The sequence below is a fragment of the Staphylococcus americanisciuri genome, from assembly GCF_024814435.1.
Lineage (GTDB): Bacteria > Bacillota > Bacilli > Staphylococcales > Staphylococcaceae > Staphylococcus > Staphylococcus americanisciuri.
On the sequence record NZ_JANUXY010000005.1, the window covers coordinates 1 to 15,923 of the forward strand.

At 36.4% G+C, this 15,923-nt stretch carries 15 protein-coding genes; 6 read left to right on the forward strand and 9 right to left on the reverse strand.

All coding sequences use genetic code 11. From position 1 onward, the window contains the following. A partial coding sequence (locus NXS11_RS05735) for a reverse transcriptase domain-containing protein (protein WP_259200055.1) occupies positions 1-496 on the reverse strand: 496 nt, incomplete at its 3' end. Positions 497-1,039: 543 nt separating this feature from the next. Next, positions 1,040-2,110, reverse strand: coding sequence for a GGDEF domain-containing protein GdpS (gdpS, locus tag NXS11_RS05740; RefSeq protein ID WP_259199722.1), 1,071 nt, complete (start codon positions 2,108-2,110; stop codon positions 1,040-1,042). Between the two features lie 334 nt (positions 2,111-2,444). On the opposite strand from gdpS, the gene NXS11_RS05745 reads away from it, so the two are divergent. After that, positions 2,445-3,485 carry a glycosyltransferase family 4 protein gene (locus NXS11_RS05745; protein ID WP_259199723.1) on the forward strand — a complete coding sequence of 347 codons (1,041 nt, stop codon included), beginning with the start codon at positions 2,445-2,447 and terminating at the stop codon, positions 3,483-3,485. 59 nt (positions 3,486-3,544) lie between these two features. Here NXS11_RS05745 and NXS11_RS05750 read toward each other — a convergent pair whose 3' ends face one another. The 4 genes from NXS11_RS05750 to NXS11_RS05765 all read right to left on the reverse strand — a co-directional run bounded on the left by NXS11_RS05750 (position 3,545) and on the right by NXS11_RS05765 (position 7,767). Continuing rightward, positions 3,545-4,786: an aminoacyltransferase gene (locus tag NXS11_RS05750; protein ID WP_259199724.1), complete on the reverse strand. Its 1,242-nt coding sequence runs from the start codon at positions 4,784-4,786 to the stop codon at positions 3,545-3,547. A 319-nt stretch (positions 4,787-5,105) separates the two neighbouring features. Continuing rightward, positions 5,106-6,224 carry a glycerate kinase gene (locus NXS11_RS05755; protein ID WP_259199725.1) on the reverse strand — a complete coding sequence of 373 codons (1,119 nt, stop codon included), beginning with the start codon at positions 6,222-6,224 and terminating at the stop codon, positions 5,106-5,108. A gap of 117 nt (positions 6,225-6,341) precedes the next feature. Next, entirely contained in the window at positions 6,342-6,662 is a 321-nt protein-coding gene (ytxJ, locus tag NXS11_RS05760) for a bacillithiol system redox-active protein YtxJ (RefSeq protein WP_259199726.1), read from the reverse strand. Between the two features lie 229 nt (positions 6,663-6,891). Next, positions 6,892-7,767, reverse strand: coding sequence for an EMYY motif lipoprotein (locus NXS11_RS05765; protein ID WP_259199727.1), 876 nt, complete (start codon positions 7,765-7,767; stop codon positions 6,892-6,894). A 120-nt stretch (positions 7,768-7,887) separates the two neighbouring features. Here NXS11_RS05765 and NXS11_RS05770 point away from each other — a divergent pair, with 120 nt between their 5' ends. The 3 genes from NXS11_RS05770 (at position 7,888) to NXS11_RS05780 (ending at position 9,754) form a co-directional block, all read left to right on the forward strand. Then, positions 7,888-8,403 carry a GrpB family protein gene (locus NXS11_RS05770; RefSeq protein ID WP_259199729.1) on the forward strand — a complete coding sequence of 172 codons (516 nt, stop codon included), beginning with the start codon at positions 7,888-7,890 and terminating at the stop codon, positions 8,401-8,403. A gap of 92 nt (positions 8,404-8,495) precedes the next feature. Then, the gene (murB, locus tag NXS11_RS05775; RefSeq protein WP_373319382.1) at positions 8,496-9,431 is read left to right on the forward strand and encodes a UDP-N-acetylmuramate dehydrogenase; all 936 of its coding nucleotides are present in this window, start codon (positions 8,496-8,498) and stop codon (positions 9,429-9,431) included. A 5-nt stretch (positions 9,432-9,436) separates the two neighbouring features. Continuing rightward, positions 9,437-9,754 (forward strand): CHY zinc finger protein, encoded by a 318-nt coding sequence (locus NXS11_RS05780; RefSeq protein WP_259199731.1) that lies wholly within the window; start codon positions 9,437-9,439, stop codon positions 9,752-9,754. A gap of 269 nt (positions 9,755-10,023) precedes the next feature. Here the strand turns inward: NXS11_RS05780 and nrdF are convergent, their stop codons facing one another. The 3 genes from nrdF to nrdI all read right to left on the reverse strand — a co-directional run bounded on the left by nrdF (position 10,024) and on the right by nrdI (position 13,826). Beyond that, on the reverse strand, positions 10,024-10,986 hold the full coding sequence (nrdF, locus tag NXS11_RS05785) for a class 1b ribonucleoside-diphosphate reductase subunit beta (RefSeq protein ID WP_259200056.1): 963 nt from the start codon (positions 10,984-10,986) through the stop codon (positions 10,024-10,026). A 373-nt stretch (positions 10,987-11,359) separates the two neighbouring features. Then, a complete protein-coding gene (gene nrdE / locus NXS11_RS05790) occupies positions 11,360-13,465 on the reverse strand; it encodes a class 1b ribonucleoside-diphosphate reductase subunit alpha (protein WP_259199732.1) in 2,106 nt (701 codons plus the stop codon). Continuing rightward, positions 13,419-13,826, reverse strand: coding sequence for a class Ib ribonucleoside-diphosphate reductase assembly flavoprotein NrdI (gene nrdI, locus NXS11_RS05795; protein WP_259199734.1), 408 nt, complete (start codon positions 13,824-13,826; stop codon positions 13,419-13,421). The genes nrdE and nrdI overlap by 47 nt, the downstream gene beginning before the upstream one ends. Positions 13,827-14,463: 637 nt before the next feature. Between nrdI and NXS11_RS05800 the strand changes: the two genes are divergently transcribed. Both NXS11_RS05800 and queF read left to right on the forward strand, forming a co-directional pair. Continuing rightward, positions 14,464-15,345, forward strand: coding sequence for a DMT family transporter (locus NXS11_RS05800; protein ID WP_259199735.1), 882 nt, complete (start codon positions 14,464-14,466; stop codon positions 15,343-15,345). Positions 15,346-15,365: 20 nt separating this feature from the next. Continuing rightward, positions 15,366-15,866, forward strand: a complete 501-nt coding sequence (gene queF / locus NXS11_RS05805; RefSeq protein WP_259199736.1) for a preQ(1) synthase — start codon at positions 15,366-15,368, stop codon at positions 15,864-15,866. The last annotated feature ends 57 nt before the right edge of the window (positions 15,867-15,923 follow it).

The window sequence follows — 15,923 nt, forward strand, 5'->3', positions numbered from 1 at the left end:
CTTGAACATGTCGTTCAAATAGATACATGAGCTTGTCATGGTTCAACATATCGAAACACTGTTTTAAATCACAATCAACTGCGACTGAATAACCATCTTCATAGTACGTTGCACATTCTTTGAGTGCGGTTCCTGTACTGCGGTTCGGTCTAAAGCCATGACTGTGTTTTGAGAATGTACGGTCAATGCTTGGTTCAATCACTTGTTTAATGGCTTGTTGGATAACTCTGTCTCTCGCGACAGGGATTCCAAGCACACGCTTTTTCCCATTTGATTTCGGGATTTCAACTTTCCTTACTGCTTGTGGCTTATAAGTGCCATCAAGTAGTTTCTTTCTGATTTGTGGAAAGTATAGCGCAAAATGTCCATTCAGTTCACTGACCTTCATACCATCAATACCTGGTGCTCCTTTGTTTTTCTTGACTCTCTTGATTGCTTTTTCAATGTTACTTGGTCTTACAACAAGCTCCATTAATGTTGGAGACTCACGATACATTTCTTTCATTTCACCTAAGATTTACTGTACACACTTATATATCCTTTTTCGTTCCACTACTTATCTTTCTATAAGTTGCCGGGTATACCCGTTTTCTGTACATCGTAAATCTATAACCTCCATTCTTTACTTTGTATGAATATTGTTCAGTCCTTCAGTATTTCTACCTACTATGACCTCTGCTGACTTCTCATCATTCGTTGTTACTACGATTTCCATCGCTGATGAGACCTCCCCGGGTAAGCGTAATCACTTTCCACTCATATCACTGCATCATTTACTATATAGAACTCGGGTAGTATCGGACTTTATCTTGTTTCGCAGATTCGTCCATTCTACATAGCCTTGTATGATATTTCTGTTCGTCAGTGCGAGTGTTTGCGTCCGACTTCCTTCAGATTCCACTTCGCAATGGACACCCTTGCCTTTCGCTAACAGTTCCTACTACCAAGCCTGTAACGGACTTTCACCGTCAAGTTATTACCCATGCCGGGCGCACGAAAAAGCCCTTAAAACTTTTCTCACGTTTTAAGGGCTTTCCTACTATTGTAATTTAATGATTGGGTTAAACATCACCTTGTTACGACCTTCATTTTTCGCCACATGTAGCATATCATCAGCATCTTTGAAAACTTTGCGTTGCGACTTATAAGCATCATCTGTTAAATACCCAACACCAATCGACACGGATAATTTAATAACTGTTTTATCTGGTAAATGAAAACTTGATTTTGATACTGCCATACGGATACTTTCTGCCAACTTCACGCATTCATCTAATGAATAATTACGCAACACAACAGAAAATTCTTCTCCACCATTGCGGAAGATTTTTGTTTGTTTCGGCACATAGTTCTCCAACAAATGCGCCATTTGTTTGAGCACAGCATCTCCAGCACTGTGCGTATATGCGTCATTAACGTCTTTGAAACCATCAATATCAATCAACAACAAACCCAAACTTTGTGATTGTTGTTGTGCTTCATTGGATACTGCATTGAGATGACGATCGAATTCTTTTACATTACCAAGACCCGTTAAATAATCAATCGTATCTTCGTTTTCATAGCGCTCAATCAAGCTAAAAAAATGATAAAGATCAACATAAAACACTGCAGTTACTAATGTCGCAACGATAGACAACGGCACCAGATATAACACTTCAAGAACATCATAACTTGGTGCTAACCATGCAATGAATAGTAAGATTACAATGCTGATAACATTTAAAATTTGAATCGCAATAATATGATTATATTTAATAAATGGTCCAATCGTACTCGCAACACCTGCGATAATAATAAGTGCAATAGAAAATAAAAGTGGCATTGAAAGTACAAAGTAACCAACAAGTGCAATAATAATTGCTGAGATAAATGTATAAAAACCATTTGTATAACGTCCTAAAAATAACAATGGCACAAATGACAGCTGAATCGCATAGCCAGCGATAGGCACTGGATAAAAAGTCAGCAGTAAGCCAACAATCGTCATTAAGACCGTAATATAACTTTTAGAAAAGCGAAAATCGTGTGATTCCGCATACTGTAAACGATGGAACAAATAAATACCTGCGATTGTGACTGAAATATTGTAAATGATTGCTTCAATCATAAAGATCGTCTCCTTTACATCATCATCTATTGTATGGGAAAAATTATTTTTTGTCATTAGCAATGCTAGTAAAAAGACATAAAGAAATGCTAATATTTTAGGAGCCTTATAGGGCTAAGATGTGATAAGATAAATAAGATTAGAAAATTAAATAATACCTTATAGTTCTCATTTAAAATATAGAATAGAAATCTTATTTTTCAAACATGCTACCAAGGTTGAGCAGTAATGAAAAAATTGCTCCCTTGAAGGTTCAATTTTATAATCATGTTTTTATTCAGACATAGCATCTAATATTTCAAAGGTAATTTAACTTAGTTATGGGGTTGACCTTATGTATACATTAACACTCATTACAGTCTCAATGATTGTCAGCTTAATCGCAACACCCATTGTGATTGCAGTATCAAAAAAATTAGATATTGTTGATAAACCAAACTTTCGTAAAGTCCACACACAACCGATATCGATGATGGGTGGTGCGGTCATCTTAATCGCTTTTTTCATTGGTATTTGGTTAGGTCATCCGATTGAACGCGAAACCAAACCATTACTGCTCGGTGCAATTGTTATCTATATAGTCGGTCTCATCGATGATCTGTATGATATCAAACCCGTATTGAAGTTGCTCGGCCAAGTTGTAGCATCATCAATCGTGGTAATGTATGGTGTCACCATTGATTTTATCTCATTACCCATGGGACCCATTATTCACTTTGGTTGGTTAAGCATTCCTATCACCATTATTTGGTTTGTTGCGATTATCAATGCAATTAACCTGATTGATGGTTTAGATGGCTTAGCAGCTGGTGTGTCAACGATTGCCTATGTCACAATTGCATTTATTGCGATTTTACAAGGTAATATTTTTATTATTATGATATGTAGCGTTCAAATTGGCGCATTGCTAGGATTTTTAGTATTTAACTTCCACCCAGCCAAAATCTTTTTAGGCGATAATGGTGCACTATTACTCGGCTTTATCATTGGCTTTGTATCGCTTTTAGGATTCAAAAATATTACATTGATTTCTTTATTTTTCCCAGTCGTGATTTTAGCCGTGCCATTCATCGATACTTTATTCGCAATGGTACGCCGCGTAAAAAAAGGGCAACATATTATGCAAGCCGATAAATCTCACCTGCACCACAGATTGCTAGACTTAGGCTATACACACCGTCAAACTGTTATTTTAATTTATTCTATCGCAATTATGTTCAGTGTTGTAAGTGTAATTCTGTACTTGTCACAACCTTGGGGCGTTTTTTTAATGATTCTCTTAATTATTATTACGATTGAATTGATTGTTGAGTTCACTGGTTTAATAGACAATAACTATCGCCCATTACTAAATATGATTACACGTCGCCGTTAACATAGAATTAGCCGTAATTTTAAAGGTATCTCTAAACCTTTTAAAATTACGGCTATTTTTTAACGATTAAGCAACTGATAGATTTTATAGAAAAGAGGTTTTACCGGTTTAATGAAATCACCGATATATTCTTCTACATGTGCATTAAAGCCTTCCTTAAAGCGTTGCACACCTTTATCCTCTGCGTCGTCACTGAAGTCCCCTGTGATACCATAAAAATTATAGCGCTTAATATTGTGTTCTTTCGCAAACTTAATCATATCCCATTGCAGTCGATATGCACCCATGTACGCATTATATTTAGGATTAGACCCACTCGATAAATAGTACATTTCATGTTCATTGTAGATGTATAATGCAGCTGCTAAGTCTAGAACCTTACCATCTGTTTCGATAAGTGCTTCCGTTTGCGCAATTTTCTTCTCTTGTTTTTCAAATTGTTGTGTTACTTGTTGATGTTTTGTTTTACTTTTTTTAGAATTTGGATTTTCTTGTAGTTTTTGTTCCGCTTCCTCGAGTTCTTTACGTAACGTTTTGTGCTGTGCTTTTTGCTTTTCTAACAAGTTCTCTAAATCAATATATGCTAACTTTAACATGCTATTGTTCGGATACGTGCGCTGCATCTTTTCAAAGTAGTCTTTGTCACGAAACTTGAAACCATGCTTTTCTTCTGCCATTCTGAATAATTTAAAGAAGCGATCTGTTTCGTCTATTGATAATGTTCGTACTTGTACGTCCATTTCATATGTTTTTTTAATGTTACGTCTCGTTTGATAATCCATTTCTTTTAATAATTGATCTTCTGTTTTGTCTGCCAAGTCTAAGACAGACAACCAACGAATCTGACTCATTTGTGAATAGCCTACTGTATAACCTTGGTGTTGGTAACCGAGCTGTTCCATTTGCTTGATAAATAAATGATTGTCGTAATTCTCTACAATATTCCCTTTAGCATCACGTAAATTTTCTAATAAATATGGATCCGTTAAGACATATAAACATTGATGCTTTTTCAAATATTTTGTCAGATTACTATAGAAAAACTTCACGAGATTCAAATCACTGTAATCCATGACAGGGCCTCTATGTGTATAAAAATATTTAAAAAACTTTAAACTTCTTGCTTCCGTAAGCAAACACGCTGCTAAAACCGCACCATTTTCATCCTTCACACCTAATAGATGCACATCCTGTTGATTCGCATCACGAAAAGCAAAATGCTCAGCACTTTGTGTATAGTGCGAAAAATGTTCTTGTACAAATGTTTGATACTCCTTTTGATTCAAACGACCAAATTCCATCAATCAAACAGCTCCTTTTATTAACAGTTAACATATCGTCATTTTACCATAAATATAGAAAAAACCAGACATCATAACAATGCCTGGTATCAAAAGTTTACGGAGGGAGAAGGATTCGAACCAACGCAAGCATAAAGCTCCTAACTAGATATAAAATCTAGTCCCCTTAAGCCAGACTTGGGTATCCCTCCAAAAAACGAATTGCTTTCATTCTACTATTTTCAAATAAAACTGTCAAACAAATACACTTTGTATTTAATAAAAAAGTCTATTATATACTGAAAATAATAAACGTATTGAGATGAGTCATGAAACTATCTTAGTATGACAACTCAGCTTCCAACAACTTAATCGCTTGAATTGTATAGTTACGCAATTGAATGCCTACCTTAAAGCTTGGATAACTCTCTGGCATTTCTATAAAAGTATTAAACATACCTGTGACACCTAATGCTTCAAAACGACTAAACTTATCAGATGTTCCACAAATGGCAATACATGTTTTTTGATACTGTTGTGCGAGCTCTGCAATACGCAACGATGACGTTTCTACGTGCTGTTCTTGTTCGTTGATACCTTCTCCAAATATAATTAAGTCCGCATGTTTAACCAATTCATCTAGTCCCATAATCTGGTCTACTAACACATGGCTTGTGACAATTTCTCCACCTAATAATGCTTGTGCAACAGCTGCAATACCGCCTCCCGCACCACCACGTGTGACAGCTCCCAATGCGATGCGCAAGTTATTTTTAAACAACTCACTGAAATACCATAATAAGTTATCGATTTCCACCGCTGCTTCACATGGCATTCCAAGTGCTTCATAGCGTTGAATAACTTCACTTTTTTTACCATACAGATGGCTATCAAAATCACTCAGAATTTGAATGCGCGCTTGATAAATATCCTCTCGAAGCCCAGATACATCAATACGACGGATATATTTTATCTGTCTAGCACCTTGACGCATATCTACTTGTTCACCTTCATCATTATAAAAACGCACACCAAGCGCTTGAAGCATCCCTGCACCACCATCAAATACTTGTGTGCCACCTACCGCAATAACAAAATGACGCGCATTGTTGTCTAAAGCATGATTGATTACCTCACCTAGACCATAACTCGTTTGCTGAATAGCTGGTACTTCTGCTTGTAAGAATTGACCCGCTTCAATAACAGTTAACCCATCATCCGTTTGACCGTATACTGCTGTAACTGGACACATCTGTGCATCATGTATATCTATGTGATACTGTGTACCTGAACGCCACAAAAATACAGCTTCTAATAGTTCATGACGTCCGTTAAACAACGGTACTTGCACAATGTCTGCATGCTCGATATGACTTGCAACTGCCTCTTCGACAAATCGATTCGCATCATAACTCGAAATGATACCATGATATGCATCCATGGCTACTAGTACTTTCATAATGTCACCTCATTCATTCAATCATCTTTTCATTTTACCATAAAACGCCAACAAAAAAGAGCACATAGGCTTTTCTGTCATCCTGTGACTACCTATACGCTCTTGTCTATTTTCATATTAACCTTCTGCTTGGGCAAGTGAAGATACATTGATATTTTGATGACTATCATGCCATGTCACTTCACCTTCAACAAAATAAAAGGCTTGCGGCGTTTCGTGCTTGATACCTGTTTTGTCCACAATATAATCTGATAATTCTCGTGCTTGTTGCACAATAAGATAGTAACCATCCATATCTCGTTCATATAAAAATTTGTTAAATTGATCTAATGCATTTTCTGAAATAGGACATGTATTACTATGTTTAAAAATAAAAATATCATGATTGTTTGTAATCACTTGTTCGAATTGTTCTATTGAAGTTAGCTTTATAGCCATGACGTTATTCACCTCTAAGTAAAATTTCAATTCGTCTCTCTAGCAAACCATCATTTATATAAAATTTGTAATGTTTACCATTATACACATTATAACTACTAATGTTAACCTTTAATTTTATTTTGACATATGACAATCAAGTAATATAGCCGTTCTACATCTGCGCCACTTCTGTCGTGAGCAACATCTATATTTATATGTATACCCATATCTTATAGATTACAATCATTTATAATGCTTCATATTTTTGCTGATAGTCTTCATCATAGTGTGCGAGTTGTTCAGAGGATGTTATTAGCGTATTCGTATCAATTTTTGATAATGCCTCACTATATTGAATCGCCTTCACACGCGCTTGATAGTAACTCTCAAGGCTATAATACATTTCAATGGCACTCTGTCTCGCTTGATGTACAGAATTGTTATGTAGCTGCTTTTGATTCAATTCTTTAATTTGTTGGTGAATCAGTGGCAGTGTTTCTGCTTGATAGATTTGTGCTTCTTGTTCATCATTATGTTGAGATGCTTCTTCAGCACTTGTTTTAATCTTCTCATTAGATGTTTCTAATATTTTTTCTAACACGCCACTCTCTTCAGCACCATCTAACTTTGCTTGCGCGATATAAGTTTCAACATTTGCCCTATGAGACTCGAATGCCTGTGTCTCATTTAAAATATGCTCATTCGCATCAATGGAAGCCATATATTGTGTAATAAAATCTTTAAGGCGCTGGACTTCTTGTTTTTTTCCATTCATGCCTTTCAAATAGGCCATTTTAATTTCTTTTAACTGTTGATTCTCATCAGGCAATTGTTGGACTGCCTTATAATATGCTTGAAATTGCGGCTCTAACTGTTTCTTTATTTGCTTGTCAAGCTGTTTAATATATTTTTTATTTTTATCCGTCGTATCGCTTTGTCTTAGCCCTTTCAGCTTGTCTAAAGGCATAGCATTCAATGTTTGATTGAATGTTTTTTCTTTATCTGCCACACGTTTAAGCTGTGCATCAAAGACTACTTTATCGTGATGCGTCTGTCCACCGCATGCCGACAATACAAACATGATAATGGTACACAATGTTATAACGCTTAAAAGTTTATTCATAAATGCACCCCTCTTCATATTACGTATTATACCGAAACGTATTCACCTTGAAAATAATATGTGTTATAGTAATGCAGAATTATAGACCTGTTGATACTGAAACTACAAGGAGGACACTGCATGTATCCACATGTTCAACCTTTCATCACACAGCCATCAAAAAAATTTTATACGCAACAATATTTACATTACCGTACACTGTTGTATGAACTCTTAGACTCACCCGTCAAATCTACCCAGCATATCGGTGGTACGCAACATTTTAACTATCCAACTGAACCCATTCTTGATATTTTAGTTGGTGTTGACAATTTACATGATATCACATCGCTCGATGAAAAGCGGCTGAACTACGCAGGTTTTTATCGTTTGCATCATCCATATCATAAAAAAGTGATGATGGCTCGCTTTAACAACCTAACCGAGTTAAAACAACAAGTACGACTTCATATTTTACAACGGAACACGCCTTTGTTTGAACACTATCTTGCATTAAACCAACTATTGACTGAGTCAGCTGACGCGATTGCTTTTTTCGCTGATCAAAAACAAGCATTGCTCGCATCCAGTCAGACTATTCGAGATTATGAAGCAGGTAAAACACAACTTTTTACGCAGTTGAACAAGTTTCTGTAAAGTTCTTCATATTTTGTTAGTTGATACATGACTTTCAGTGCGCTGAACAGTTAAAATAGAGTTAATGATAAACAGAAAGGATGTTACATAGAATGAGCAAGAACATCTTACAGGATCTTGAACAAATAATCCCAAAAGAGATTATCAAAGTCAATGAGCCACTCAAAAAATATACTTATACTGAAACAGGTGGAATTGCAGACTTTTATATTTCACCTAAACGCTATGAAGATGTTCAACAAGTGGTTAAGTATGCCTATACACACAATATTCCTGTGACCTATTTAGGCAATGGTTCTAACATCATTATCCGTGACGGTGGCATTCGTGGCATTGTACTCAGCTTACTTGAACTGAACCATATTCAAGCAGCTGATGCCACAATCGTTGCAGGAAGCGGTGCGTCAATTATTGATGTATCCCGTAAAGCCCGTGATTTGTCTTTAACTGGATTGGAGTTTGCATGTGGTATTCCAGGTTCCATTGGAGGCGCCGTCTATATGAACGCCGGTGCCTATGGCGGTGAAGTGAAAGACATCATTGATTATGCACGTGTTATCAACGAAAAAGGTGACATGTTGCAACTCACACACAATGAATTGGCTCTAGATTACCGCAATAGTGTTATACAAAGTGAACATTATGTCGTATTAGAAGCTGCATTCACATTGACACCTGGTAACAAGGAGGACATCCAAACAGTGATGGATGATTTAACAGAGCGTCGCGAATCCAAGCAACCACTCGAATATCCTTCATGTGGTAGCGTCTTCCGTCGTCCACCTGGCCACTTTGCTGGCAAGTTGATTCAAGATGCCGAACTACAAGGGCATCGCATTGGCGGCGTAGAAGTATCGACAAAACATGCAGGCTTTATGGTTAATGTCGATAATGGAACAGCGACCGACTATGAGAAGCTCATCAAGCATGTTCAATATGTTGTTAAAGAAAAGTTTGATGTTACATTAGAACGAGAAGTTCGTATTATCGGTGAACCTTTAGATAATACAACCTCAAAAGAAAGCTAAGCGCAATGGTACATGTTTATGGCGCTACAGTAGATAACGAAACTCGTTGCAAACATTACCATACAGAAGTTGATATTATTGCAATTAAGTTCAAATGCTGTAACAAATATTATCCATGCATTCATTGCCATAACGAAGCAGAAAGCCACAGTGCTGAACAATGGCCAACAAAGACTTTTGACAATGAGAAAGCCGTATTGTGCGGTGTCTGTCAACATGAAATGACCATTCATACTTACATGCAAGTGACGAGTTGTCCTCATTGCCACTCACTCTTCAATAGCCGATGTCAAGCACACTACCCTTATTATTTTGAAGTCTAAAAATACTAATTGTTTAGCTTCTATGGTGGAAAGATAATGAAACGTGCCTAGTTTTGTTGATATTGTAATTCCAGCTAAGTTGAAATAGCGGTCTTCATTTAGGGCGTGTGTCCCAGTTGCTTTTGCATTTCGTATACTAAAAAACAAAAGACAGAATGGCTCATTCATGCCTTCCCAACACCAAAAATGTAGATCTAAAATATATAAAAACATTTAAAAAGCGGTACGAACATATATCAAAATATGTTCATACCGCTTCTTATATTACTTTAAAATAAAAAGTCTTCGTCACGCAATGCTTCAACATTCAATGCTAGCGTGTAACCATCACCTTTTACTGAGAAGAAATCATGGTTTTTAGTCGTTGTATCCAATGCATTCTCAATAATTGGATTAAACTCACGCTCTTCAAAGTATGGTTCAAAGCCTAAGTTAGCCAAAGCTTTATTGCCGTTATAACGCACATAATTCAATACATCTTCAGCCAAGCCAATCGGTTCATACAAGCTGCGCGTATACGACACTTCATTGGCATATAACTCTTCTAATAACTTGTACATTTCACGGTCAGCACGTTGCTTTTCACTTTCTGATAACTCATTGCGTAAACTTTGTGCATCTAGCCCTGTGAAAACACCGTGAATAGATTCGTCCAGCAAGATTTTCCGGATAATCTCACCAGAAGTAGTCATGCGTCCTTGACCAGCTAAATATAACGGATAATAAAAACCTGAATAAAATAAGAATGTCTCTAAGAAAACACTTGAAACACGTGCCATATATTGATCATAAATTGATGCTTCTGGCTTCCACAACTTATGATAATTACCTACAATTTTTTCAGATTTAAACTTTAAATGTGGTTCTTCCAATACCCATTTATCTAACAATTCATTCGTCTCTCTAGATGGCAACAAAGTCGTAAAGATATGAGAATAACTTTTAGCATGGATTTGTTCCATCATACCCATAAAAGAATACACCGCTTTTTTTCTCAAATCTTTCGTATGCATCATAATCAATGGCATTCCATCGTCCGCTTGATGTGTATCCAATCCTGTCAAACCAGCTAACGCTTTCTTGAATGCATCTTGTTCTGCTTCTGTTAATGTCTTCCAACTTGCAATATCTTTTGATACCTTAAATTCTGTCTCTACCCACATCTGCGAAATGTTTTGACGCCAAAACATGTTTGTCATGTCTTCTTGTGTATTCCAATTTACAGCAATCATTGACATAAAAATCTCCTATCTATCATTTTTCCAACACTCATTGTTACTAAAAGGTAGCGCGTAAGGTTGGGACAAACAAATCCGTTAATGCTATCTCAGCCCTACACGCTTCATTGCATTACGACGCTCTGATAAAAAGTCTGCTTCTTGAACAGTGACAAGCGGTTTCCCTGCACAAAAAAGAATGATACCTAACCCTTAATCAGCTACTGCCTTATACATTCATTTTGATGGTCTTACTGTTGTTCTATATTTGACAACGACACTCATTAAAACACTGCCATCTTCAATATTGTCATGTTATCTCTCAATAATAAACATGCGTGCAGCTATAAAAGACAATGACTTGTTCGTTACCTTCTACCCTTCGCTTTTATATCGCACAACTTGTACACTCTTCTACACTTAATAGCTTGTTACGTGTATAGTACAGTGACTTGAGCCCTTTGTGATGTGCATACACGTATAGACGTGCTAATTCACGTGTTGAAATATCAGAGTTAACATATAAAATCGTTGAAATTCCTTGATCAATATGTGATTGAATTGTTGCTATCAAATCAATCAGCTTCATTTGGTCTGTATTAAATGCTGACTTGTAATACCACATTGTTTGCGGTGATAAAAATGGCATTGGGTAGAACGTCTCCGCATTACCATATGTACGACGTTCAATCTGGTCAACAATCGGCATCACAGAACTTGTTGCATTTTGCACATAAGAGATACTTTGAGTTGGTGCAATAGCTAAACGATATGCATGATATAAACCATACGTCTTAACATCTGCTGCCAATGCGTGCCAATCTTCTTTTGTCGGAATTTCATGTGGGGCAAACAATGCTTTCACTTTGTCATATTCTGGTAAAAAGTTCTCTGTTGTATAGCGTTCAAAATAACGACCGCTTGCGTAATCAGATAACTCAAAGCCCTCAAAAGCTTCCCCGCGTTCTTTCGCAATTTGCATTGAACGTTCAATTGAATAATAGTTCATCATCATGAAGAATACATTCGCAAAATCTTTCGCTTCTTCAGATTCGTAGTTGATTTGATTTTTAGCTAAATAGCCATGTAAGTTCATGACACCCAGTCCAACTGAATGCAGCTCACTATTCGCTTTTCTTACACCTGGCGCATTTTGAATATTGGCTTCATCACTCACAACTGTCAATGCGTCCATACCCGTATGCACAGAATCTCTAAATTTATCAGATTCCATCACATTCACAATGTTCAATGAACCAAGGTTACATGAGATGTCTCGTTTAATCTCGTCTTCAATACCGTAATCATTAATAATAGATGTTTCTTGAAGTTGGAAAATCTCCGTACATAAATTACTCATTTTAATCTGACCGATATTACTGTTCGCATGTACACGGTTCGCATTATCTTTAAACATCAAATATGGATAACCGGATTGCAATTGTGTCTGTGCAATCATATTCAACATCTCACGTGCATCTTTACGCTTCTTCATAATGTTTGGATTTTCAACAAGACGATCATAGTATTCATCAATATTGATATCATCAAGTGTCACACCGTACTCTTGTTCTACCGTGTGTGGCGCAAACATATAGAAATCTTTGCCTTCTTTGGCCAAATCAAAAAACTTAGAAGGTACAATTAAGCCTGTTGAAATTGTCGACAAACGCAAATCTTCATCAGCATTTACTTTTTTCGTATCTAGAAATTCTTCCACGTCATAATGGAAAATGTTTAAATAAACTGCACCAGCACCTGGGCGTTGACCGAGTTGATCAGCATAACTAAAACCACCCTCGAGCGCTTTGGCTACAGGTAACACGCCTTTCGCAACACCTTTAATCCCTTTAATCGCTTCACCACGTGCACGCAGCTTAGACAAGTTGATGGCCACACCGCCACCAATCTTACTCAATTGTTTCGCCGTAGAATCGATAAAGTTGATTGAGTTCAAGCTATCATCTACTTCTAATAAGAAACAAGAAACCAATTCACCACGTCTTGCACGGCCAGCATTTAAAAATGTCGGTGTTGCCGGTTGATAGCGTTGATCAATCATTGCTCGGATAAAACGCTTAGCAAGCGAAACATCTCCTTTGGCTAGATACAATGACACGATTGTGACATGTTGGTGATAATTCTCAAGATATTGTGATTTATCATTTGTTTTGAGCGCGTAATCTTTATAAAACTTACTCGCTGACATATAACTTGCAAAATGGAATGACAATCCATTCGCAAAATCAATAATATCTGTTAACTGCGCTTCAGTATAATCGTTGAAAACATTGTAATAGAACTGATTCTCTACTAAAAAGTGAAGGCGTGCTAGTTCATTATCAAAGCGAACTGTCTTATCACGAATCTCTTCTAAATAAACATTTAACGCTTCTTGATCTTTTTCTAATTTAAAAAAACCATTTTCATTTCGCTTAGTTACTTCATTATTTAACTCTATGTGATTGTAATACTTCTCTTTCATAGATTTCATCAAAATTAACCACCTTCTCTTTAAACTCCATTGTATCTTTCAAAGTGCCATGTAATTCGAACTTCATCAGTAACGGAACATCATACGCTTGTGAAATGATCACACCCGCTTTGGCAAAATTATTCCCCCAATTGCGATTGCCACTTGCTGCGACACCTTTTAGCCCTGCTTGATTTGTTTTTAAAAATTGTTCTACAGGCGCTGGCACTTCTCCAAAACCAATCGTTCCGGTTACCAAAATAAATGGTTCCTCAACTTTGTCTGACGCATTGGCTTCTGTAATCTCGTATAAATCCTCTAACTCTGTTCGTTTAAGAAAGCGTCTAACATTGCCTGTAAAAGAATAAAAAACAACTTTCATAAAAAGACCGCCCTTCATATTCTTCACTTAACAGCGCATTGTGCTTTAAAGTGCGCACATTATTTGACATCGCTAAACTTATCATGCCAAATAAAAAAGCGAACATATATTCCTTTCGCTCGTGTGCTCTAATCGACTCATCATGAAATATTTCGTGTCCATACCTATTACTTGTTAAGTAGTTTCATATTCGACACTACTTCCACAATGCCATTATCGTATGTAAAAATCCTTTCCACCTCGTACATCTCGTATTCAACTTGTACAAAACACAATATATAGTGTATTTATCGTCTGTCAAACACTATATTCTGTGTTATATTATACATAACAACTTCTCTAAATAAAAGAGGAAATATTGCAGTATTGTATCTGAAAACAGTCAAATTCAATGGTATCAACATGTACAACATTTAAGAAATTTATTTGAACAGATTTCGAGCTTTTTTACTTGACTTTTCAAAACACTCTCTAAAGAACATAAGTTCGCTTTAATTATATACTTTCTAATGTAAAATCAACGTTCTTACTGTATACCATTCAGATAACAAAATCAAAAATTTGAAATGTAGCACATCCCCCGCTTTTATGCTACGATAGATATGTTGAAAATTTAGATATTGATAGAGGCGATTGCATGAATTCTAAAATGAAAGGCATTATCGCTATCTTAATTTCTGCTATTGGTTTTAGCTTTATGGCAGTTTTTTTTCGTCTTGCTGGCGACTTACCTGTCTTTCAAAAATCATTGGCACGAAATTTCGTCGCGATGTTTATCCCCTTGTTTTTCATCTTAAAATATAAACAACCCTTTTTTGGCAAATTGAGTAGTCAACCTTTACTCATCACACGTTCACTACTCGGTCTAACAGGTGTTTTGTTGAATATCTATGCCATTGATCATATGGTATTAAGCGATGCAGACATCTTGATGAAACTCAATCCATTTTGGACTATTTTACTGAGCTTGATTATTTTAAAAGAAAAAATTGAACGCTATCAATTAGTCGCAATGATTGTTGCTATCATTGGTATGTTTTTTGTCGTTCAGCCTGAATTTTCGTCTGCTACAATACCTGCTGTGATTGGTTTATTATCTGGTATTTTTGCTGCTAGTGCTTATACAGCTGTTCGGGCATTAAGCACACGAGAAGCACCTTATACCATTGTTTTTTATTTTTCATTCTTTTCAGTTGTTGCACTCTTACCGTTTGTGATTTTCACCTATGAGCCGATGACATCCATGCAAATTATTTATTTAGTGTTTGCCGGTTTATCTGCTGCAGTAGGACAGATTGGCATAACAATCGCATATAGTTATGCCCCTGCAAAAGACATTTCTATTTTCACCTATGCGTCTATTCTGTTCACTGCCTTGATTGGCTTTATACTCTTTGGCGAATCACCGAACTTCTATGCTGTGATTGGATATGTCATTATTCTAACTGCAAGCTATTATATGTTCGAAGTAGCCAGACGCACAACGTCACCAAAGCGACATAAGCAATCAAAAACTTAATTTATAGAGGAGGTCTTAAAATGTCTAAAGGACGTTCAAAAAAAGACTTACAAGATATTACACTACTCGGCAATCAAGACAATGTGTACAACTTTGATTATCGCCCCGATGTCTTAGAAACTTTTGATAATAAGCATCAAGGTCGCGACTATTTTGTCAAATTTAATTGCCCAGAATTCACATCACTTTGTCCTATTACAGGGCAGCCAGATTTTGCGACAATCTATATTTCGTATATCCCACATATTAAAATGGTAGAATCGAAATCCCTTAAATTGTACTTATTTAGTTTTCGCAATCATGGTGATTTTCATGAGGATTGTATGAATATTATTATGAATGATCTCATCGAATTAATGAATCCTCATTATATTGAAGTTTGGGGTAAATTCACTCCGCGTGGTGGCATTTCAATAGACCCATATACCAATTACGGTCGTCCAAATAGTAAATATGAAAAAATGGCAGAATATCGCATGATGAATCATGACCTCTACCCTGAGAATATCGATAACCGCTAATATTGAAGTTTAAAGACGTGAAGTATGGCACACTACTATGCTTCACGTCTTTAGTTG